The 22,204-nt window shown below is 62.8% G+C and carries 15 protein-coding genes; 5 read left to right on the forward strand and 10 right to left on the reverse strand.

From position 1 onward, the window contains the following. Positions 1–148: 148 nt before the first annotated feature. Positions 149–1,030 (reverse strand): ComEA family DNA-binding protein, encoded by an 882-nt coding sequence (locus NF551_RS09015; protein WP_227895765.1) that lies wholly within the window; start codon positions 1,028–1,030, stop codon positions 149–151. A gap of 605 nt (positions 1,031–1,635) precedes the next feature. On the opposite strand from NF551_RS09015, the gene NF551_RS09020 reads away from it, so the two are divergent. Continuing rightward, positions 1,636–4,311, forward strand: coding sequence for a LysM peptidoglycan-binding domain-containing protein (locus NF551_RS09020; protein WP_227895764.1), 2,676 nt, complete (start codon positions 1,636–1,638; stop codon positions 4,309–4,311). A 469-nt stretch (positions 4,312–4,780) separates the two neighbouring features. Here NF551_RS09020 and NF551_RS09025 read toward each other — a convergent pair whose 3' ends face one another. The 3 genes from NF551_RS09025 to leuS all read right to left on the reverse strand — a co-directional run bounded on the left by NF551_RS09025 (position 4,781) and on the right by leuS (position 10,787). Continuing rightward, positions 4,781–6,199, reverse strand: a complete 1,419-nt coding sequence (locus tag NF551_RS09025; RefSeq protein ID WP_227895763.1) for a hypothetical protein — start codon at positions 6,197–6,199, stop codon at positions 4,781–4,783. Positions 6,200–7,199: 1,000 nt separating this feature from the next. Then, positions 7,200–8,282: a DegV family protein gene (locus NF551_RS09030; RefSeq protein WP_252604961.1), complete on the reverse strand. Its 1,083-nt coding sequence runs from the start codon at positions 8,280–8,282 to the stop codon at positions 7,200–7,202. A gap of 3 nt (positions 8,283–8,285) precedes the next feature. Beyond that, the gene (gene leuS / locus NF551_RS09035; RefSeq protein WP_423721694.1) at positions 8,286–10,787 is read right to left on the reverse strand and encodes a leucine--tRNA ligase; all 2,502 of its coding nucleotides are present in this window, start codon (positions 10,785–10,787) and stop codon (positions 8,286–8,288) included. A gap of 390 nt (positions 10,788–11,177) precedes the next feature. Here leuS and NF551_RS09040 point away from each other — a divergent pair, with 390 nt between their 5' ends. Beyond that, a complete protein-coding gene (locus NF551_RS09040; RefSeq protein ID WP_227895761.1) occupies positions 11,178–12,233 on the forward strand; it encodes a sigma-70 family RNA polymerase sigma factor in 1,056 nt (351 codons plus the stop codon). Positions 12,234–12,311: 78 nt separating this feature from the next. Here NF551_RS09040 and NF551_RS09045 read toward each other — a convergent pair whose 3' ends face one another. The 5 genes from NF551_RS09045 to NF551_RS09065 form a co-directional block, all read right to left on the reverse strand. Continuing rightward, positions 12,312–13,262: an SDR family oxidoreductase gene (locus NF551_RS09045; protein WP_227895760.1), complete on the reverse strand. Its 951-nt coding sequence runs from the start codon at positions 13,260–13,262 to the stop codon at positions 12,312–12,314. Next, positions 13,259–14,194 carry a bile acid:sodium symporter family protein gene (locus tag NF551_RS09050; protein ID WP_227895759.1) on the reverse strand — a complete coding sequence of 312 codons (936 nt, stop codon included), beginning with the start codon at positions 14,192–14,194 and terminating at the stop codon, positions 13,259–13,261. Before NF551_RS09050 ends, NF551_RS09045 begins: the two co-directional genes overlap by 4 nt. After that, positions 14,194–15,555 (reverse strand): flavin-containing monooxygenase, encoded by a 1,362-nt coding sequence (locus NF551_RS09055; protein WP_227895758.1) that lies wholly within the window; start codon positions 15,553–15,555, stop codon positions 14,194–14,196. Before NF551_RS09055 ends, NF551_RS09050 begins: the two co-directional genes overlap by 1 nt. A gap of 149 nt (positions 15,556–15,704) precedes the next feature. Next, positions 15,705–17,231 carry a glycerol kinase GlpK gene (glpK, locus tag NF551_RS09060; protein WP_227895748.1) on the reverse strand — a complete coding sequence of 509 codons (1,527 nt, stop codon included), beginning with the start codon at positions 17,229–17,231 and terminating at the stop codon, positions 15,705–15,707. A gap of 48 nt (positions 17,232–17,279) precedes the next feature. Then, positions 17,280–18,023: an MIP/aquaporin family protein gene (locus NF551_RS09065; protein WP_227895747.1), complete on the reverse strand. Its 744-nt coding sequence runs from the start codon at positions 18,021–18,023 to the stop codon at positions 17,280–17,282. A 241-nt stretch (positions 18,024–18,264) separates the two neighbouring features. On the opposite strand from NF551_RS09065, the gene NF551_RS09070 reads away from it, so the two are divergent. Genes NF551_RS09070 through NF551_RS09080 form a run of 3 tightly spaced genes read left to right on the forward strand, consistent with a single transcriptional unit; the run spans position 18,265 to position 21,148 of the window. Next, positions 18,265–19,101: an aldo/keto reductase gene (locus NF551_RS09070; protein ID WP_227895746.1), complete on the forward strand. Its 837-nt coding sequence runs from the start codon at positions 18,265–18,267 to the stop codon at positions 19,099–19,101. Then, complete coding sequence (locus NF551_RS09075) at positions 19,101–20,027, forward strand: alpha/beta fold hydrolase (protein ID WP_227895745.1); 927 nt, start codon at positions 19,101–19,103, stop codon at positions 20,025–20,027. Before NF551_RS09070 ends, NF551_RS09075 begins: the two co-directional genes overlap by 1 nt. Beyond that, the gene (locus tag NF551_RS09080; protein WP_227895744.1) at positions 20,024–21,148 is read left to right on the forward strand and encodes a glycosyltransferase family 4 protein; all 1,125 of its coding nucleotides are present in this window, start codon (positions 20,024–20,026) and stop codon (positions 21,146–21,148) included. The genes NF551_RS09075 and NF551_RS09080 overlap by 4 nt, the downstream gene beginning before the upstream one ends. Here the strand turns inward: NF551_RS09080 and NF551_RS09085 are convergent. Continuing rightward, positions 21,145–22,158 (reverse strand): NADP-dependent oxidoreductase, encoded by a 1,014-nt coding sequence (locus NF551_RS09085; protein WP_227895743.1) that lies wholly within the window; start codon positions 22,156–22,158, stop codon positions 21,145–21,147. The two genes, NF551_RS09080 and NF551_RS09085, sit on opposite strands and share 4 nt — an antisense overlap. Positions 22,159–22,204 lie beyond the last annotated feature (46 nt).

Raw genomic sequence — 22,204 nt, forward strand, 5'->3', positions numbered from 1 at the left:
TGACTTTGCGCTGTCCGTACGGGCGTCCTCCCCAGGCCCGGGGAAAGGTCCGTCGGCCGTTTCCGGCGCACGCGGCCGCACCGCGGCTGTGATGTAACGGGACCAGGGACTGGGGCGGATCATGGCCTGGCCGGGGAGAACACGCGGCTTAGACCGTAACCAGTGGAAGGAGAGCGCTCAGCATGGCCTCCCCGATTCCGGGAACGGCGTCCAGGTCTTCAGGACGGGCAAACCTGCCGTGGTCGGTACGCCATGCGACGATGCGGGCTGCCAGAACCGGACCGATCCTGGGCAGTGTCTGCAGTTCAGCTTCCCCGGCGGTGTTGAGGTTGACCGTTCCCCCCTCGGTACCCGCATCGCCCGAAAGTTCACCGGCCATCCCGCTGCCCGGATCAGCGACGGCTCCCGCCACTCCTGTTTCTGCGGCGGGCGAGCCGCCGGCACCACCTGCCGTGTCGCCCTGTACCGGCACCACCACCATGTTGCCGTCTTCCAGCGTGGCAGCGAGATTCACTAGCCTCAGGTCGGCGTCCGGGGTGGCGCCGCCGGCAGCCTCAACGGCATCGGCGACCCGGCTGCCGGGCCGAATCCTGACGATGCCGGGCGAGACGACCGAACCTGCCACATGAACCACCAGCTCAGTTCCGGCTTGTCCTTCACCCGCATTGCCAGCGGCCGGAGTGCCTCCTGGCAGGACCTTGCCCGGAGGTTCTTCCGGATCTGTGGAAACCCCTGCTGCCGCGCTGCCGTCCCCGCTCTCTCCAGTCCCGGATGTCTCCCCGGCGTCCGGAACATCGAGCTCGATGGAGACTGCCTCATGGGGTGTGCGGTCGCCCATCAGCGGCAGTGCAATGGCTCCGACCAACAGCAGGCAGGAGGCCAGTACTGCCGCCCGAAACGGAAAACCCCACCGGCGGCGAGGCGGCTCGGCGTTGACGCCATCGGTACCGGCTGACACCGCCTCCCTCCGCGCCGCCAGACGGGTCGTCAGAGTATCCGGGGTTTCAGTGTCCCAACGGTGTGCAGCCATGCCGCTAAACCTATTGCCCGTCCGGCAACCTCGGGCAGGCCACTGGCCGCCGTTGTGGACCCGGCTAGCTGGTCGCTGCCGTCATGCCGGGTGTGAAGGGGTATTGGTCCCCAAGCGCCACGGCAGATGACCCGTCCGGCCCTCAACCGACAGCTGGAGCAATTGGCAGCCGCTACGCCTCGACCGGCGAAGCCGGTGTCGATATCTGTTTCATGATCATCGTCAGCCTCAACAGCCGGACCATTTAGCGTCGTAGGAACGCCGCGCGCCGTGGGCGTTCCCGAGGCAGAATCCGCAGCGCCGGAATCTCCGGCCCCGGCGGCGCCCGGAACCTCAACAGCGCGCGGAACCGCCACCGCCAGACGGAGAGGATACATACAAGATGATTGGCGCCCTCGCACTGGCCGTGGCACAGGGCCAGTGCGAGGGCGGGGAACTGGTTCAGCAACCCCGGCTGTCCAGGATTTGAACCACCGTCCGCGGTTGTGTATAGGTTCGGCCAGCCTGGGAGTGAAGATACGAGCTGTTCCCTATCCAACCGTTGCTCTTAGGCGTACTGTTCCTGCTGGTACTTCTTTAATAGTTCGTGGACATGTGAGACAGCCATGGCGAAAATACATGAAGTCGTAGCTGGTGATACGCTCTCCAATCTTGCGGAGAGCTACTACGGAGATGCCACTCGTTCCCTGCTTATTGCGGTCGCGAACAGAATTGATGAACCCTTCGACCTTCCTATTGGAGAAATACTCGTTATCCCGGATGTAGTTCCGGAAGGGGCCAATGGTCTGTGGTCTGCTCCAGGATTGCCACCTTCTCGTCCCCTCCCTTACGCAAGCGAACTGTTCGGCATGTATCAGCCGCTTATCGGATGGCGGAGCAGGTTGCAAATCGAGGAACTGGCCGCCGGACTGGCTAGGCGCTTTGAAAATGCGACTAGCCACTTGCGCAACGTAACTGAAGTGAACCGGGAGAGCCCTGTCCCCGACGTGCTGCGGACGATGATGACCGACCGCACCGGCTCTCGCATCGGACGCGCTATTGTGACACACGCTGGCAGCCAGTCCTTAGATGCCGAAGGGTGGCAGAGAATGCTAGTCGGTGATGACGCACCGCTGATTTCTCTGACCGGCGAACTTCTTTCTGATGTAGACCCCAAGCGTCTCCCTGGCGCAGAACTTAGCCGCGAGGTTGCTGCCGCCGGGCTCCTGCGCCATCTTGCAGAGAACTCACCCCGCGCACTTGAGTTGCTCTTTGAGCATTCGATGCAGCCATGGGAAAGATCCGCAGCCGCCATCGAGTTCCTTTCTGCTCAGCATCCTGCGCAGGATATCTTTCTCTCACCTATCGGTATCCTGCACCGCTTCCGAGAGTACTTCTTCGAACTCGGCAGCTTCCTCGGCCCACCAGTGGGCCACGTCTGGCTCAGCCCTGGAGGCACGGTCGAACTCGTCGAGGTCAACACTAGACGCACCCTAGTGGAGGAGTCTTCTGAACAATCCGTCCAAACCGTTCAAAAGACCGAGCTCAATGAAGGAGGTCAGGACGAGTTGTCAGACGCGGTGAAGGTCGAGAACATGAACGACGTCAAGCTAGGGGCTACCGCGACGGCCAGCGGCGGCGTCGCCTCAGTCTTTCAAGCAAGCGGCAGCGCAAGTTTCAACCTCGACACATCCCGGAAACAAGCGCAGGAACAAACACACAAGCACATGCGAGAGCAGAGTTCAAAACTTTCCAGCGAAGTTCGACAGGACTTCAAGACCACGTTCCGCACGGTCTCGGAGACGACCGACACCTCAAGCCGGCGTTATGTGCTGCAGAACACGACGAACAGGCTCGTCAGTTACGAACTCAGCCGCAAGATGCGCAAGGTGGCCGTGCAAGTACAGGATCTCGGTCAACAGCTCTGCTGGCAGCTCTACGTCGACAACCCTGGGGACCCTCTCGGAATCGGCGAGTTCGTTCATGAGGCGGCCGCCGCGGCTGCCGCCGGCATCAAGGAACCGGACGTGAAACCCACGCCGCAGGATCAGGACAAGACACATCAGCTCGCTGTACCTTTCATCCTTATTCACGGAGCAGACGACGAGGCCGAGAATACCTACACAACATCACCGGATCACGGAGGACATGGAATCTTCGTCCCAGATGTGGGGGCGGATGACATCATCCAGTTCGACCACACATTTACTCTGGAGGCACCGCCCGCGGGCACGGTCCCCAACAACAACACATTCCGCCTCCTGCTGACTTACGCGAACTTCGAAGGCAAACCCAATATCCCGTTCGAAGCCACCTTCATCTACAAGCCGACCCCAGCTGCGATTGCCGCAGTCGAAGCGGCGAACGATAAATCCCAAAAAGCTTATGACGACGAAGTCGCTGTAAAGAAGGAACAGCTCTTCTTCACAACACTGCGCAAGCGACTCAAGCTCTCGGGGCAGGTCACGCCGCGTAATGCCGAGCACCTGCGGGAGGAGGAACGATCAGTTATATATAGGAAAGTTGTTTCCCGTCTGTACGGCAAGCAGGAGAGTTGGGCGAGCGACGACTTTCACGTGACATCTGAACTCATCCGATACTTCTTCGACATTGAGTCGATGCTCTACTTCGTCGCACCAGACTGGTGGCGACCGCGGACGCAGAAACTTGTTCCTGTCACGAAGGCGGGAGAATTTCAGCCGACCACGATTGTCGAGCCCAAGGCTGTGGCGTTGGGAAAGGTCAAACTTGGGTCCAGCGCTACAGAGGCGACCGGGCACCGCCCCTACTATCTGATTACTGAGGAAACTGCCCCCGCTCCGTTAGGAGCCTCGCTCGGCTGGTTGATTCAGCTCGACGGTGATGTCAACCGCAACGCGTTTCTAAATTCTCCCTGGGTGAAAGTAGTTCTTCCGATTCGCCCAGGTCGTGAACGCGATGCGATCGCTTGGCTTCGCCGTCCTGAAGTCGCTGGTTCTGACGGATTGAACGAGCCATATCCGTTTGATGAGAATCAAGATCCCCCGGAATATTTAGGCCTCACGATGGAACAGGTGCTTCTGAAGATCGCGGGCAAGATCGCGAAAGACCAGGCCGACTCACTCACCCCGGTCCCTGTTGAGCCCAGCGACGTCAATTCAAAGGCCGCACTCCCTGCAGAGATGGTATTCTCTCGCGGATTCGATCCACTCGCTGGCGGTGTCGAGTTCGGGAGCAAGCCTTTTTCGGTGTTTAGCGAGTGGACCGAGATACTGCCGACAGATCAGGTGGTAGCCACCGAGTACAGGCTCGAAGGCCTCTGAGTTGCGTCCCTCCAATTCAGTCAGACCGTGAAGTACCTAAGAGGTGCTCGGAGGGGACGAACGACACCCTGCGTAGCGGCTCCAAAGGAGCGCTCATGCATTGCCCTGAAAAACTACGCTCCGCCATTCCCATGAAGCCAGAGACGTGTGGATCCGTCTCTCAGAACACGATTGATGCTGGCACTCAACGACATGCACCATGTTCTCCTGGTCCTGAATGATGCCGAAGCCGTTGCTGACTATACGGCCGAGCTAGGTCGGGGAGGGCTAACCCAAAGTACTGCACTGAAAAGTCGTGAGGCGCTGGAGCGACGGCTTCACCGGAACAACTTGCGAATACCCATGGTCGAGGTGAATCCCCCCGGCCTCTTTACCCCTGAATCAGTTCCGATTCGACTTCACGATGGTAGGAATTGACCAGATCATCTGGAAACGGCATACCATGGAGCACATGGCTGGTTCTGTCTCCTCAAGGGGTATATACGACATTTATTGGTAGTTTCTTTACATTCATAAATTCCTGGAGCATTCTCGTAGACTCAGGGTGGCTAACCGGCCATTTTATTTGTCGACCGTTCGCCACATGTACTTGAATCAGAGCCCTCTCCTCAAGCTTGGCCGCAAATCTATCAAAGGCACGCAACCCGAAATCACCTCGCATGAGCGCGACCTGCTTTCCATTATCCGTCCAGTGCTTAGCGTCCACCAATACTTTGCCAGCATTTTCCTCCCCGTCAAACTTGTAAGCTATTCCGTTGCGTTCCGCCCGATAAATCAGACCCTCATCCTTCTTGCACACCCTGGCCTCGTATTTGGAATCCTCGGTACCCGTGCGTGAGGGAAACTCCGGTTCCCACCGTCCCGGCTGCTTCGCTGCTGCGTCACTGACCGGCCGCTTTAACCCTTTGTAGGGCGGGCGCCTACCCGTGCCTGGCTCAACGTTTGCTGAACCTCCTGCAAGATAAATGAACATCTCGACCCCTTGCCATGATTGAAGGACGAAATCGAAGTTCATAACACTGATTTCAGCCAGTCTTTCCCTTTTTGCCATGACCATTCGTGGAATCGAGTTTGCCGCGAGCTGAGGTGGAAACAACAATCCTATTGTTCCGAAGTGCGAGTTCTGCAGCGCCTCGCCCTTCGACGGCCCTCCTGTGTCCAAAATTTCACGCGAGGGAACACAAAGCAGACGCTTAGGTGAAAGATCGTCATATAAAAAGATCAAAAGGGTGTCGGCATTTCCGTTTTGGTCGATGTAGGGGTGGTCTCCATAGCTGTCCGGGTGCACATAGCACTTCGTGAATGAGTCTATGTACAACTTTTCAGGAGGGACAGCAAAGCACTCCAGCGCATGAAGTACGACTTGCATCTCTTCATGCTCCGTTTTGGGAAAGTAGTTGAAGTATTCCAATAGTTTGTAGATGGTACCTTGCCCCTTTTCGGGATCCGACCATAATTCGTCGATCATGTCGTAAAGATCCACCCCAGGCAAGCCGACTATGGAATCATAAATTTTACCTGTTGAAACTTCGGCCTTGTCATAGACAGAATCGATCAGGCGTGTCTCAATTTTCTCAAATTCTCTTGTTTCCAATGGTATCCCCTTGTGCACAAGGAGGGCCACTTTATCCGTGTAGGTGAGGTTGAAAGGATTCTCAACGCCAACTAAATCCACAGCAAAACGCTGCCCAATCTGCACTTGCGGTCCACTTATATTCCACTGCTCTCGAGGCTGATCAACCGTGAGTACATAAAGGCCTACCGCAAGGTCGGTTAGTACATTCCCCCGGATCGGAGCAAACCCGTCTGTTGGCCACAGAGCAACACGCCTCGCGTCCACATCAATAGTTAACATAAAAATGACGCGGTTGGTTTTTTCTACGGTCACTGAGCTCTTACGGGGTCCGGAAGGGACTATTGTTTGGGTGGACGTACCTGGTCCGTTACGGGGCGGACGTGCAGGCGGCGCAATCTTCAATATCGGAGTGGGTCTAACGACATTCGGCGCTACGGGTTGACGCAAACTGGACTGCGTCGGCAACTTTTGAGGTGAAGGTGGGTCGACCATGTGCTCTCCTCCTGGAGGCCATTCTCTTAGAGACACTTGCACCGTGTCACCTTCGGTGACCGACACACGGTACAAACGCACTCGGTGTATAACACCGATCCGAAGCGCATATCCAGGTGTTGCTACTGCAATTGTCAGTGGACATCCGCACCCATGACAAGTATTGGTCCTGTCGGTTCATCAGCCGCACAGTTCAAAAGCTGCCTAAGTGGTGGGGCTGAGGCCGATCTTCAACTCTTCAGCATTCGGATTAGGACCCAAATCGGATCAATGCGCAGATATTCTCCAGGATCCTTGGCCGGGCCGTTGGCGGCGTACACATTGCTGTCAGGATCATCGACGGTGGCCATTTGGTGACTCCGTCCGCCGGTGACGCTCTCACACCGTGCGACAACGTACGGACTGTCAACGGCCATTCGTCTCCAAGATCGGTGCTGACCTGCAGGCCCAGCTCGCCGACCACCGCCGACTCTCGACATGGACCGGGGCTGCAGTTGCTGCACAGTTGCATAGTCTGCACAGAATCCGTCCATTGGCCGTCCCGACTCCATCTCAAGGAAACCGAGGATGACAAAGCAGACCTTGCCACCGAGCCACCGCTCCTCGGTCCAGGTGCGGGCGCCACAGACTTCCTTCTCATCCGCGACGACTGTATGCCTTCGACCGTTTGCGCTTTGTAATTTGACTGTGGGCCAGAGAGGCGGCCGCCTGGAGGCCATGCACGCCAGCGTAAGTGCCCGGAGCCTCTGGCAGCTCACGGCAGGGAGTGCTGTCCACCGGCGGCCCGGTTTCAGAAAACTGTGCAGGAAACTGTTTCCCGTCAGTCGATGTCCAGGTGACTATCAGCATCATTCAACGGCTTGGGCAGGGGGCCCGCATCGGGCGCCGGAGCCGTTTTGGCGGGGCCAAAAGCCGCACGGGGCTCTGTGCCCGCAGCGCCGGAATCCCCGGCACCGGCATCATCCGGAACGTCCACAGCGGGCGCAACCGCCACCGCCAGAACACCCAGCCCGGCATGTGCCGCCAGGACAGCCGGCAGCGGGCAGAGCATTACCTCGGCATCAGCACGGTCCCGTACAACGGCGGACGCAAGCTTTTCCGCTTCAGCTTCGTTTCCGAAGTGGTGCACTGCCACACGCACGGTCCCGGTCCGCCGGGCGATTTCCTCGCGTGAGAGCTCTTCCAGCCGGGCCAGTGCCCTGGGCGCGGTGCGGACCCGTTCCAGCGGAACCACCAGCCCGTCCCGGATCGCCAGGATCGGCTTGACGGCGAACAGGGTGCCGAACCAGCCGGCAGCAGCACCGAGGCGCCCGCCGCGGCGCAGCTGGTCGAGGCTGGGTACATAGAACAGGATGTGGGCCCCGGCAGCGCTGGAGACGGCGGCGTCAGCAACCCGCTCAGCGTCATCACCGGCCAGGGCAGCGGCTGCGGCAGCCTGCACGGCGAAGCCGAGGCCCATGGCCACCGACGCCGTATCAATCACGTGGACGGGAATGGGAGAGGCCCGCGCCGCCAGCCGGGCCGAATCCACGGTGCCGGAAAGCTTGGCAGAGAGGTGCACCGAGACAACTGCCTCAAACCCGGCAGCAGCAAGCTCGGCGTAGACGGCCTCGAACTGGCCCGGTGCAGGCCGGGAGGTGCGCACGTCCTGGCCCTGCGCCAGGGCCAGTGCAAGGGCACCGATCATCTTGTCGGTACCCTCGCCGTAGATCTGGTCACCGATCATCACCGGCATGGATACGACCCGGACCAGGCCACCCGCCGCGTCCGAAGCAACCCAGCCGTCAGGCAGGGAACAAGCGGAATCGGTGACGACGGCGACGCGCGGGCGGGGAGCTGGTTCAGCAACCCCGGCTGTCCGGGACTTGAACCACCGTCCGCGCATCGCCGCCCAGTCGACCATGGGCTAGGCAGGCACGATGTTCACGAGCTTGGGCGCCCGCACAATGACGGTTCGGATGCCGGCGCCGTCGAGCGTTTTCTGCACCTGCTCCGAAGCCAGCGCCAGTTCGCGCAGCGCGTCCTCGGTGATATCCGCCGGAACCTCCAGCCGGTCGCGGACCTTGCCCTTGACCTGGACGATCGCGGTGACGGTGTCCTGCACCAGCAGGGTCTCGTCGACCGCCGGCCAGCCTGCGTTGGCAACGGACGCCGGGTGGCCCAGCGCGTTCCACAGGTCCTCGGCCGTGTAGGGGGCGAAGAGGCTGAGGATCACGGCCACGGCTTCCGCTGCTTCACGGACGGCCGGATCGGCAGCACCGGCACCGGAATCGATGGTCTTGCGGGTCGCGTTGACCAGCTCCATCAGCTTCGCGATGACGACGTTGAACTTGCCGGCCTCGAGCAGCTCGGTGGCGTCGGCAATGGTCCGGTGCGTGACCGAGCGCAGTTTCTTGTCGCCGGCAGCGAAGTCCGCGCCAGGTTCGCTGGCAACGTCCTGGCCCAGGCGCCAGGCGCGGGCCAGGAACTTCGCGGAGCCCGACGGCGAGACGTCCGCCCAGTCGACGTCGTCCTCCGGCGGGGAGGCGAAGATCATGGTCAGGCGCACGGCATCGACGCCGTACTTATCGAGCTGTTCGCCCAGGTCGACGCCGTTGCCCAGGGACTTGGACATGGCCTTGCCGCCGTTGAGGACCTGGCCCTGGTTCAGCAGGGCTGTGAACGGTTCGTCAGCCTCGATCAGGCCCATGTCCTTGACCACCTTGGTGAAGAACCGGGAGTAGAGCAGGTGCAGGATCGCGTGCTCGACGCCGCCGACGTACTGGCCGACCGGCATCCAGTTCCGCACGGCCTCGGGATCGAACGGACCCTCGGTGTAGTGCGGGGACACAAAGCGCATGAAGTACCAGGACGAGTCCACGAAGGTGTCCATGGTGTCGGTGTCCCGCTTGGCCGGTCCGTCGCAGGACGGGCAGGAAACGTTGACCCATTCTTCAACCGAGGCCAGCGGAGAGGTTCCCTTGGGAGCCAGCGCCTCGCCCACCAGGTTCGTGGGCAGGGTGACCGGCAGCTGGTCATCGGGGACCGGAACTTCGCCGCACTTCTCACAGTGGATGATGGGGATCGGGGTGCCCCAGAAGCGCTGGCGGGAGAGCAGCCAGTCACGCAGGCGGAAGTTGACGAACTTCTCGCCCGTGCCCTTTTCTTCCAGGATGGCGACGGCGGCCGGGATGGCTTCGGACTTCGGCAGTCCGGAGAGCTCCCCGGAGTTCACCAGCGTGCCCTCGCCGACGGTGGCAGTGCCGCTGACGGCGGGGTCCTCCTCGCCGGTGTCCAGCACGGTCCGCACCGGCAGGTCGAAGGTCCGGGCGAAGTCCAGGTCGCGCTGGTCATGCGCAGGCACGGCCATGATGGCGCCGGTGCCGTAGTCAGCCAGGACGTAGTCTGCAGCCCACACGGGCAGCTTTTCGCCGTTGAGCGGGTTAACGGCATAGCGGCCGGTGAAGACACCGGTCTTGGTCCGGTCGGTGGCCTGCCGTTCGATGTCAGACAGCGCCTTGACCTGCTCGCGGTACTCTTCCAGCGCGGCGCGGTGCTCATCCGTGACCAGGTCCAGGGCCAGCGGGGCGTCCGCGGCGACAACGAAGAACGTGGCGCCGTACAGCGTGTCCGGGCGGGTGGTAAAGACCGTGACCTGCTGCTCGGGCTTGTTCCCCGCGGCTTCGATGTCGAAGCGGACGTGGGCGCCTTCGGAGCGGCCGATCCAGTTCTTCTGCATGGCCAGCACACGCTCGGGCCAGTGGCCCTTCAGCTGGTCCATGTCATCGAGCAGGCGGTCGGCGTAGTCGGTGATCTTGAAGTACCACTGGTTCAGGGACTTCTTGGTGACCTGGGTGCCGCAGCGTTCGCAGGCACCGTTGACGACCTGTTCGTTGGCCAGCACGGTCTGGTCCTTCGGGCACCAGTTGACCGGCGAGTTTTTGCGGTAGGCCAGGCCACGGTCGTAGAAGCGGGTGAACAGCCACTGGGTCCAGCGGTAGTACTCCGGGTCGGAGGTGTGCAGGCGGCGGGACCAGTCCACGCTGATGGCGTAGCGCTTGAAGGAGCCGGCCTGGGTGTCGATGTTGCGGTAGGTCCACTCGCTCGGATGGGCGTTGTGCTTGATCGCGGCGTTCTCGGCCGGCAGGCCAAAGGAGTCCCAGCCGATCGGGTGCAGGACGTCGAAGCCGAGCTGGCGCCAGTAGCGGGCAACGACGTCGCCCATCGCGAACGCCTCAGCATGGCCCATGTGCAGGTCCCCGGACGGGTAGGGGAACATGTCCAGGACGTAGCGGCGTTCCTTCGAACCGTCGTCGGCCGGAGTGAAGACGCCAAGGTCGTCCCAGACAGCCGGCCACTTCTTCTCCATGGCCGCGAAACTGTATACGGCCTCTTCCGACTGCTCAGTCTGTGACTGCGTGCTCACTATGCTTCGCCTCTGTCCTCAAAAATCCTGGTGATCCGCGGATGTCCGGCGTGCCGCCGGTTCCGCCTGCGCTGTTGACTCTTCCCAGACACACAAAAGCCCCTCGTCATATGCAAGGGGCTGCCGCGTTTGATACAAACGCGGCTATCTAAGGAGGAGCAAAGCGGTCATTTCTCCACTTTACAACAGGCAGCGCCCGACGGCAGTGCCCGCCACAGCGTTATGACGGACCGCGCCTAAGCGGCTTCCTGCGGCGATTCTGCCATGCTGCGGAACAGGTTCCGGCTGCGGCGTATCTTTGCGGGCTCCCTGTGCGTCTACCCGGTAAGAGAATGGCAAAGTGCCATGCTTATCATAGGCACCGCCGCGGGCGGGAGAGCGAGGGGAACCGCAATGACACTCGAAACGGGAACGGCTTTCGAAGCCGGCACGGCAGGCGAAACGGCGGCTTTGGCGGAGAACAGGGCGAATCTGCGGCAGGCACGCCGCGATTTCCTGGTGGCATTGGAACCGGTCCGGGCTTCGGTGTACGCGTACTGCCGCAGCCTGACGCCCACGGTGTGGGATGCTGAGGACCTGCTGCAGGAAACCCTGACGAAGGCCCTTGCGGAAGCATCGCAGCGGTATGAACCCATCCGCAATACCCAGGCATGGCTGATCCGGATCGCTACGAACACGTGGATCGACTCCCTGCGCCGCAGCAGCCGGGCGGCCCTTGAGTGGACCGATTCCGCCCCTGACTTTCCCGACGACGCGGCGCCGGATCCACTGGCAAACCTTGCGGTCGAGTCCGCGCTGCGTCAGCTGCTGCACCTGCTGCCGCCGCGGGAGCGCGCATGCGTGGTCCTCAAGGATGTGTTCTCCTATCCCCTGGCCGAGATAGCCGAGATGCTGGAGACGACTCCCGGCGCCGTGAAATCCGCCCTGCACCGCGGCCGGGCGACACTGCAGGCGGCACGTACCGCCACGGATCCTGCAGGACCATTCCCCAAAGCAGTGTCAGCGGGATCCCGGGACACCGTCCAGCCCGCCGGACACGAGGCGCTGCTGCGCCGGCTGGCCGCGGCATTCAACGCCTATGACATCGACGCCATGGTGTCCTTGTTCCTGACAAGCGGACGGTCCGAGGTGGTCGGCAACGCCACTGAAACCGGACATGAGGAAATCCGTACCGGATCCCTGACGGACACATTCGGCCCGGACGCCGCAGAAATCCACCGGTCAACCGTCCATCGATTCGACGGCGAGGACGTCATCCTGATGTGGGAGCGCCAGAAGGGTGCCCCCGGGGCATCGGAGGTCGTGTCCGACGTCCTGCGGGTTCGCCCTGCCTTCGGCGCCCCGCTGATCGCGGAATTGAAGTGGTACTTCTTCTGCCCTGAGGTCTTGGCGGAAGTGGCCGGCGGTCTGGGACTGCCGTTCAAGACCAATGGTGTGAGCTACTTCTAGCCCGGTTCAGGGTGGTTCTGCTGCCGGCTGCGTAAGCCAGTGCGGCCGGCAGCGGCGTCGTCATCGCCCCTGCCGGCCTCAAGCCTGCCTCGCCGCCCGGAACGCAAGGAAGGCCTCCCTGCTGCTGCGCGAGGGCGTGAAACCAAACTCGTCCTTCAACGCACTGTTGTCCAGGACGGGCCGGTAACGCAGGAAGCGCAGCTGCTCGGGGCCGTGGACGGTCAGCTTCAGCTTGTGCCCCAGCCAGAGACCGGCAGCCAGCAGCGGTGCGGGAACAGTGATGGTCCGTTTGCCCAGCAGGTCCGCGATCTCCCGCATGGTCAGGGCGCCGTCACCGGCTACGTTAAAGATGCCGCTGCGGCCGGTCAGCACTGCCTGCACCATGGCGTCAGCCACATCCTGGTCCCAGATGAACACAAACGGTGACTCGCTTCCGGCCACACGCAGCAGCCGGGGCGCATCAAAGAGGGCGGTGATCTGGTTGCGGACCCGCTCCCCCAGGATGGTGCCGATCCGGAAGATGGTCTGCTGCAGTTCAGGATGCTCGTCCCGGAACCTGGCGAGCTCTTCTTCAACCAATCGCTTATGGCGGGAGTAGGCGAACTCGTCGTTGCCGCGCAGCGGATCGGATTCGCGGAGCCAGTCCGGGTTGTCGGCGTGGTAGCCGTACGCGGCACCGGAGGAGGAGATCACCACGTGCTTCACACCGGACTGCGTGCACGCCGCCAAAACGGTCCGTGATCCCACCACGTCGACCTGGAACTCCTGCTCCCGGGTGGTGTCCTTGCCGGGATTCACAATCGCCGCCAGGTGGACCACGGTGTCGATCCTGTGCGCCTGCAGCAGGCGTGCGACATCGGGGGAACAAACATCCGCCAGGGCGTACTCGACGCCGTCGAGCCTGCGCTCTTCTGCCGGCTCCCGGATGTCGAGGCTGAGCACATGGCTGACACCGGGGTCTGCCGCCAGCCGCGCCACAACCGCACTGCCGAGAAATCCGTTGCCGCCGGTGACGCACACGCGGGTCACAGAGCTTCCTCCCGCTGTCCGTCCAGTCCCGCAGCCCGTTTCGCATCCCGGCGCCGCCACCACGCGGCGAGGACAAGTCCGGCCAGGATGTCCCAGATGCCCCACCAGGCCGCGACCATGGCCATTCCGCCGAGCCCGGCGAAGAACGTGAGGGTCAGACCGAGCCCCAGCCCGGTGTTGCGTGCCCCGACCTCGAAGGTAACCGCCCTGCGGCTGGGCTCATCCAGCCGGACCGCGGCCGCCGCCCAGTACCCGACGGCCAGTGCAACGGCGTCGTGCAGTAAAACGACCAGGAAAATCGTGCCGAGGTGTTCCCGGAGCGGGCCCAGGTTGCTTGCCGTTCCGGCCACGATAAACGCCAGGAGGGCGATCAGCCCGATGCGCTGGACCCAGGGCCGCAACCGGTCCGTGAGGCCGGGAAAGCGTCGGGCAAGAGGCATGCCCACCGCAAACGGAACACCGATGATCAGCAGGACCTGGATCAGCATCCCGCCCCGGTCCAGCGAGAAGTCGCGCATCAGTGTGGCCGTGGACGGACTCAGTGCCGCCCAAAACGCCACGTTGAGCGGCATCACGATGATCGCCACGAGGTTGGACACGGCGGTCATCGACGCGGACAGCGCTACGTCACCATGCGCACGGTGCGTCAGGACATTCGAGATCCCGCCCGGCGGGCAGCACGCCACCAGGATCATGCCGAGGGCGATGGAAGCCGGAACATTCAGCAGGAGGGCGATGCCGACGGTAACGGCCGGAAGGAGCAGGTACTGGGCCGCGATCCCCAGGACTACTGCTTTGGGGCTCCGCAGCACTGTCCGGAAGTCAGCCGGACGCACTTCCAGCGCAATGCCCAGAATGATGACCGCCAGCACCACGTTCAGGATGACCAGGGAGGCGGGGGAAAAATTAAGTACGACGTCGTCGATGGGCATCAGCTGTGTACCTCGCTCAGTGCGTCTTCGGGAGCGGGTTCGACAGCCAGCCGGTCTAGATGGGCAGCAAGCTCCGCGCGGTAGGCGTCCTTGTTCACGTAGTAGCTCATCCGGTCCAGCCCCAGGTAACGGTAGCCGCCCGTAACATCCGGCGACTCTCCGGCAACCAGTTCCTCAAACCTGCCGGCGGCAGCAGGATCGTCCCGCTGCGCGGCGAGGTAGGCGGCTGCGAGCTCTGCCTGCCGGTATCTGCCTTCCCAGCCAAGGCCGGAAGCTTCCACCATGCCGACCACCAGCAGGTTGCGTGCCTGCCGGCTGAAGATGTTCAGGTACAGCGACGGAGCAGCGCCGGTCCAGTCCAGCAGCTCCGGGCGGAGGTAGGGGTAGTCCAGCACATAGCCGGTAGAGCACAGGATCAGGTCGTACTCCCCCGAACTGCCGTCCCGGAAATGGACCGTGTGCCCCTCAAGCCGGTCAACGTCCGGCTTCACCGTGAGGTCGCCGTGTCCCAGATGATGCAGGATCAGTGAGTTCACCACCGGATGGGACTCATAGATGCCGTAGTCCGGTTTGGGAAAGCCGAACCGCACCGGGTCGCCCGTGAACATCCGCAGCAGCCTCTTATCGAGGAACTGCTTGAGCGGCCGGGGCAGCGGTTTGCCCTGGTTCAGTGTGTCCGTGGGCCGCCCGAAGACGTACTTGGGGACAAAGTAGTAGCCGCGCCGGACACTGATATCCACGGCGGCGGCATGGTGGACGGCATCGACGGCGATGTCGCAGCCGCTGTTGCCCGCACCGACAATCAGCACCCGCTTGCCGGCGAATTCGGCAGCGGACTTGTAACTGGCCGCATGCCGTATTTCCCCGTCAAAGCTGCCCCGGAACTCCGGCAGGCTGGGAGTGTGGAGCGTCCCTGAGGCCGCAATCACCGCACTGAACCTTCCGCTTCCGCTTCCGCCGGGAGACTCCCACTGAACGGTCCAGCCGCCGTCGTCCGGCACCGCGCTGGTGACCCGGGTGTTGAACCGGATCCGGCCGGTGAGGCCAAAAGCCCCGGCATAGTCCCGGAAGTAGCCCAGGAGGTGGCGGTGTCCCGGATAATCGGGGGTCCCGGCGGGCATGGGAAACTCGCTGAACTGGGTGGTGGTCTTCGAGGAGATCAGATGCGCCGACTCGTAGACCGTGCTGGCTGGATTCTCGATGTTCCACAGCCCGCCGACGTCGGAATGTGCCTCGAATCCCACTGCATCCAGCCCCCGCCTGGTCAGCGCCCTCATGGCCGCAAGGCCGCTCGGACCTGCACCAATGACGGCTACGGGCGCTTCCCCCCATACTGCGTCTGACTTTGATTCAAGAGACAACTGCTACCCGCTTCTGTGATCTGCATCACCCTTGATGCTCAGGGAACGCTACCGAGCGGACGGGGACCGGTCAAACACAACACACCGTTAAGACAGAAGTGCCGCCCCGGCAAGGGCGGCACTTCTGCAAGGAGACGACAGGGATCGGACTAGAGCACGTCCTCATCCACCCAGTCGAAGGTCCGGGTTACTGCCTTGTTCCACAGGCGCATCTGCCGGTCCCGTTCGGACTGCTCCATGTTTGGGGTCCAGCGCTTGCCTTCGTTCCAGTTGGCCGCCAGTTCGTCGGTGTCATTCCAGAACCCGACAGCAAGGCCGGCAGCATAGGCAGCACCCAGGGCCGTAGTCTCCACGACCTCGGGACGGACGACGTCCACACCCAGGATGTCCGCCTGGAACTGCATCAGTGCGTCGTTGGCGACCATTCCGCCGTCGACGCGCATTTCGGTCAGCGGAACTCCCGAATCAGCGTTCACGGCGTCGAGCACTTCCCGTGTCTGGAATGCCGTGGCTTCCAGGGCAGCGCGCGCAATGTGGTTCTTGTTCACGAACCGGGTGAGCCCCACGATGGCGCCGCGGGCGTCGGAACGCCAGTGCGGGGCAAACAGGCCGGAGAACGCCGGGACGATGTACACGCCGCCGTTATCCTCGACCGCGCTGGCGAGCTGCTCGATTTCCGGGGCGGACCGGATGATGCCGAGATTGTCCCGCAGCCACTGCACCAGGGAACCCGTGACGGCGATGGAGCCTTCCAGCGCGTAGATCGGCGCAGCATCGCCGATCTTGTAGGCCACCGTTGTGAGGAGGCCGTTCTCCGACATGACCTTCTCTTCGCCGGTGTTGAAGATCAGGAAGTTGCCGGTTCCGTAGGTGTTCTTCGCATCGCCGATACCAAAGGCCGCCTGTCCGAAGGTTGCTGCCTGCTGGTCACCCAGGATGCCGGCTACCGGCGTTTCGCGCAGCAGCTGGGAGCCGTGCACCTTGCCGTAGATCTCGGAGGAGGAACGGATCTCCGGGAGCATTGACGCCGGAACGCCGAAGGCGTCGAGGATGGACTGGTCCCAGGACAGCGTGTCCAGGTCCATGAACATGGTCCGGGACGCGTTGGACACGTCAGTGATGTGCACGCCGCCGTCGGTGCCGCCGGTGAGGTTCCAGGTGACCCAGGAGTCGGTGTTGCCGAACATCAGCTCACCGTTTTCGGCTTTCTCCCGTGCTCCTTCGACGTTGTCCAGGATCCATTTGATCTTGGTGCCGGAGAAGTAGGTTGCCAGGGGAAGGCCCACCGTGGCCTTGAACCGCTCAAGGCCGCCGTCCTTTGCCAGTTCGTCCACGATCGGCTGGGTACGCGTGTCCTGCCAGACGATGGCGTTGTACACGGGTTTGCCGGTGTTCCGGTCCCAGACAACTGCCGTCTCACGCTGGTTGGTGATGCCGACGGCGGCGATGTCGTGGCGGGTGAGGCTTGCCTTGGACAGTGCGGTTCCGACGACTTCGCGGACGTTGGTCCAGATTTCCATGGGATCGTGTTCGACCCACCCGGCGCGGGGGAAAATCTGTTCGTGCTCTTTCTGCCCCACGGAGACAATCTTGCCGTCGTGGTCGAAAACGATCGCGCGGCTGCTCGTGGTGCCCTGGTCGATCGCTATGACGTACTGCTGCTTGCTCTCTGACACGTTCTCTCTCCTTCGAGTGAATGTCTGGGTGAACCGGTGGGTACGGGCCTACAGAATTTCGGGCAGTGGAATATACGAGCCTATCCAGCCGCCGAGGGCACCGCCGACCAGCGGTCCGAGGACCGGAACCCAGGCGTACGACCAGTCGCTGTTCCCCTTGTTCCGGATGGGAAGCAGCGCGTGGACAATACGCGGGCCGAGGTCACGGGCAGGGTTAATGGCGTAACCGGTGGGTCCGCCCAGGGATGCACCGATGCCGACGACCAGCAGTGCGACGGCCAGCGGCCCAAGCCCCGAAGGCGTACCGGCGAAGGCCACGATGGTGAACATCAGCATGAATGTGCCGACAACTTCCGTCACGACGTTCCAGCCGTACGAACGGATCGCAGGACCGGTGGAGAAGACACCAAGGATGTTCGCGGGATCCGGCTCGTCGTCAAACTGCTTCTTGTAGGCCAGCCATGCGGCAACGGCGCCGATCATGGCTCCGAGCATCTGCCCTGCGAAGTAGACAAGCGTAGAGCCGATGGAAACCTCGACGCCGGGAACGAACTCGTCGGCGCCGCTGGTGATGATGCCTACGGTCACGGCCGGGTTGATGTGGGCGCCGGATATAGCGGCGGCGTAGACGCCGGCAAACACGCCGATGCCCCATCCCCAGTTGACCATCAAGAAGCCGCCGCCGTTGCCCTTCGTCTTGCCAAGGGCGACGTTGGCGACAACGCCGCAGCCAAGGACTATCAGTGCTGCGGTCCCCAGCATCTCGCTGAGGAATACCTGTCCAAGAGTCACCACGACTCTCCTCCGATCCGTTAGTTTCGCGCTAAGGGTGTAAGTGAGGATAAAAGCACTGCTCAGGCGGCTCTTCAAGCGAGATTCCCGATATGGGAGCCTCTCGGGGCGCACTGTAAGGCCCTATGCAATCAAGCTTTTCCCCAAAAGGCCATAAACCGGGGGAAACTCCCGTAGGGGTTTGCGACACCGGCCCGCCGCGGACGAAGTGCATGCCTGCTTCTCTCGGTAGAGTTGCAGCATGGAACCGGCAGCAAAAGTGACCCTGAACAACGGCGTACTCATGGACCAGGCAGGGTACGGGACCTACAAGGTTCCTCCGGCGGACACCGCGTCACTGGTCAGCGCGGCGCTCTCGCTCGGCTACCGGCATATCGACACGGCTGCCCTGTATGGAAACGAAGAGGGCGTCGGAGCAGCGGTCAGGAACTTTACGGACGCCGGGCATGTGGTCAGGGAAGACCTCTTCGTCACGTCGAAACTGTGGAACACCGACCAGGGATACGACGCCGCGTTCCGCGCCTTTGACACGTCCATGGAGAAACTCGGCTTCGATTACCTTGACCTGTACCTGATCCACTGGCCCTGCCCGGCCCGCGGCCTGTTCACGGAAACCTACCGTGCGCTCGAAGAGTTGTATGCGCAGGGTCGGATCCGGGCGATTGGCGTCTCGAATTTCCACCGGGAGCACCTTGAGGAGCTCATGGACGCGACCAGCGTGGTGCCCGCGGTGAACCAGGTGGAGGCTCACCCCTGGCTGAACCAGTCTGACCTGTTGAAATTCCACGACGCACATGGCATCCGCACCGTCGCCTGGAGTCCCCTGGGCCGCGGCGCTGTCCTTGAGGATCCGGTAGTCAAAGACATTGCCGTGGACACCGGGCGCTCCGCAGCACAGGTGGTCCTGCGCTGGCACCTCCAGAACGGCAACACCGTGATTCCCAAGGCCAGCAGCGAAGACCGAATGGCCGCCAACCTGGATATTTTCTCCTTCGAACTCAGTGCCGAACAGATGTCCGCGCTCAACGAACTCGATTGCGGCCGCCGCACCGGGTCTGATCCCAGCGAGGTGAACTAGTGCCCCTGCTTCACCGGCACGCAGTTTCCGGCGGAGTTCCGCTGCCCTACGAACGACAGGCCAATATCCGCACCCTTCCGGTGCAGGGAACAGCGCAGCGTTTCTGGGACTTCCCCGCTGCCGCGGACCTGGAGGAAGCCCCGGCAATTTTCATGGTGCACGGCTTCCGCGGAGACCACCACGGCCTGCTCCGCATCGTCGAGGCGCTGCCCGCGCACCGTGTGATCGTGCCGGACCTGCCCGGATTCGGCCAGGGCGCAGTCCTGCCGGGCACGCACGATGCGCAGGCCTACGCGGATTTCGTGCGCGAATCGTTCGGGTCCCTCGGACTCGGCCCGCACACCGTCCTGCTCGGCCATTCCTTTGGGTCCATCATCGCTGCCCGCCTGGCAGCCGGCTCTCCGGAGCTGATCAGTGAACTCATCCTGGTCAACCCCATCTGTGAACCCGCGCTGGAAGGTCCCAAGGGCATTACGAGCAAGATCGCCGAGCTGTACTACCTGGCCGCGGCCAAACTGCCGGAAGGCCCGGGACACGCACTGCTGACGAATCCGCTGATTGTCCGTGCCATGAGTGTGCTCATGGCAAAGACCCGCGTCCCGGGGCTCCGCCGCTGGATCCATGCCCAGCACGATGCCTATTTCAGCGCTTTTGCCTCCCGCGCCGTCGTACTGGAAGCCTTCCGGTCCTCCATTTCCGAAACGGTGCGGGATTCGGCAGCCCGGCTGGCGATGCCCGTCCTGCTGATCGCGGCGGACCGGGACGACCTCGGTTCAGTCCCGGCCCAGCAGCGCCTGGCCTCGATGATTCCGGATGCAGAGCTGGAGATCATCGAGGGAGCCGGCCACCTGGTGCACTACGAGGCACCCGATACGGCTGCGGCACTCATCACCGATTTCCTGAAGCGGAGGCACGCCACCTCATGAAAATCGTCTTCGATGCCCGGTTCACCCGAACAGACCAGCACGACGGGATCAGCCGCTACGGCGCAAGCCTCATTGAAGCGGTCTCCCGCCGCGCCGAGGTTCACATGCTCATCAGTGATGAGCGGCAGCTCGCACTGCTGCCGGACGTGCCCTGGACCAAGATCAATTCCCCGCTCTCCCCCGCCGAGCTCTTCGTGGCCCGCCAGGTGAACAAGCTGGGCGCCGACGCCGTCGTCTGCCCGATGCAGACCATGGGGTCCTGGGGCCGGCGGTATCCGCTGGTCCTGACCCTGCACGACCTGATCTACTACCAGAACCCCACACCGCCGGGTTTCCTGCCGGCACCGGTCCGCCTGCTGTGGCGGCTCTACCACCTGGCCTACTGGCCGCAGCGCCTGCTGCTCAACCGTGCCGACGTCGTCGCCACCATCAGCCACACCACAAAGGACATGATGACGCGGCACCGGCTGACCAGGCGTCCGGTGCGCCTGGTCTCCAATGCTCCGCAACCCGGCGCTGTTCCGCGGGATGCCGGCAGTCCGCCGGAGAAGATCCTGCTGTATATGGGATCGTTCATGCCCTACAAGAATGTCGAAACGATCGTCCGCGGCATGTCCGGCCTTCCCGGATACACGCTGCATCTGCTCAGCCGGATTAGTCCGGAACGGCGTGCGGAGCTGGAAGCGCTCACCGACGACCCCTCGCGCCTGGTGTTCCACAACGGCGTGAGCGACGAGGAATATGATTCCCTGCTGCGGCGGGGAACGGCCCTGGTCACGCTCTCCAAGGCGGAAGGCTACGGCCTGCCGGTGATCGAATCCATGGCCGCCGGGACGCCGGTGATTGCCAGCGACATTCCCATCTTCCGCGAGGTATCCGGCGGAGCTGCACTCCTGGTGGACCCGGACCGTCCCAAGGCGTTCGCCTCGGCAGTGGATGAACTTTCGACGCCGGAACGCTGGCAGGAGGCATCAGCCGCCGGGGTACGGCGGGCAGCCGAGTACGACTGGGACAATTCCGCGGCACAGCTGGTGCAGGCGGCGGAAGAAGCGTCGCGCCTCTTCGCCGGCAAACGCCGGGACCGGCGCCGCCCGCCGGTCCGGCTGCACCGGCAGGGCTAGGCCAGCCGGACGATCATCTTGCCCCGGTTGGCACCTTTCATCATGTCGATAAAGGCCCGGGGTGCGTTCTCCAAGCCGTCAACGAAGGTCTCGTCATAGCTGACCTTCCCGTCCCGCAGCCATCCGGCCATCAGGCCGGCGAATTCACCGGCGTACCGGTTGTAGCTGTTGGCAATGAAGCCGCGCAGCGTGAGCTCCTTGCCGATCGCCTGGAAGAGGTTCCGCGGAGCGCACTGCGGCTCGGTGCTGTTGTAGGCAGAGATTGCTCCGCACATGGCCACCCGGCCGTATTTGTTCAGGACGGAAATCGCAGCTTCCAGATGCTCACCTCCGACGTTGTCGAAGTAGACGTCAATGCCGTCCCCGGCAGCGGCTTCCTTGAGCTGCTCCTTCACGGGACCGTCGTGGTAGTTGAACGCGGCGTCGAACCCCAGTTCAAGCAGCCGCTCCACTTTCTCCGGGGACCCGGCACTGCCGATAACGCGGCCGGCACCCAGCACCTTGGCGATCTGTCCAGCCAGGGAGCCGACCGCCCCGGCAGCTCCGGACACGAAGACTGCGTCGCCCTCCTTGAATCCCGCAACCTTGGTCAGCCCTGCCCAGGCCGTGAGTCCGGTCAGCCCCAGCGCACCGAGATAGGCGCTGGCCGGTGCCAGCCCGGTGTCGATTCCCCGGGCCCTCTTCCCGTCGACCACGGCGTAGTCCCGCCAGCCGAAGCTGTGCAGCACGGTGTCCTCCGGCTTATGCGCCTCGGAACGTGATTCCACGACTTCACCAACCGCACCGCCTTCCAGCGGCTGGTCGAGCTGGAACGGCGGCACGTAGGACTTTGCGTCATTCATTCTCCCGCGCATGTACGGATCCACGGACATGAGCGTGTTGCGCACCAGAACCTGGCCGTCCTGCAGCTCCGGGACCGGCACCTCCGTGAGCCGGAAATTCTCATCGGCGGGCCACCCTTTGGGGCGCGACGCCAGCTGGATTTCACGGCTCTTCCCGGGATAGGACATGGATCTCCTTTCAGGTGTGCTCCCCCGGACACACGAATGAACTATC

The organism is Arthrobacter caoxuetaonis, from assembly GCF_023921125.1.
Lineage (GTDB): Bacteria > Actinomycetota > Actinomycetes > Actinomycetales > Micrococcaceae > Arthrobacter_B > Arthrobacter_B caoxuetaonis.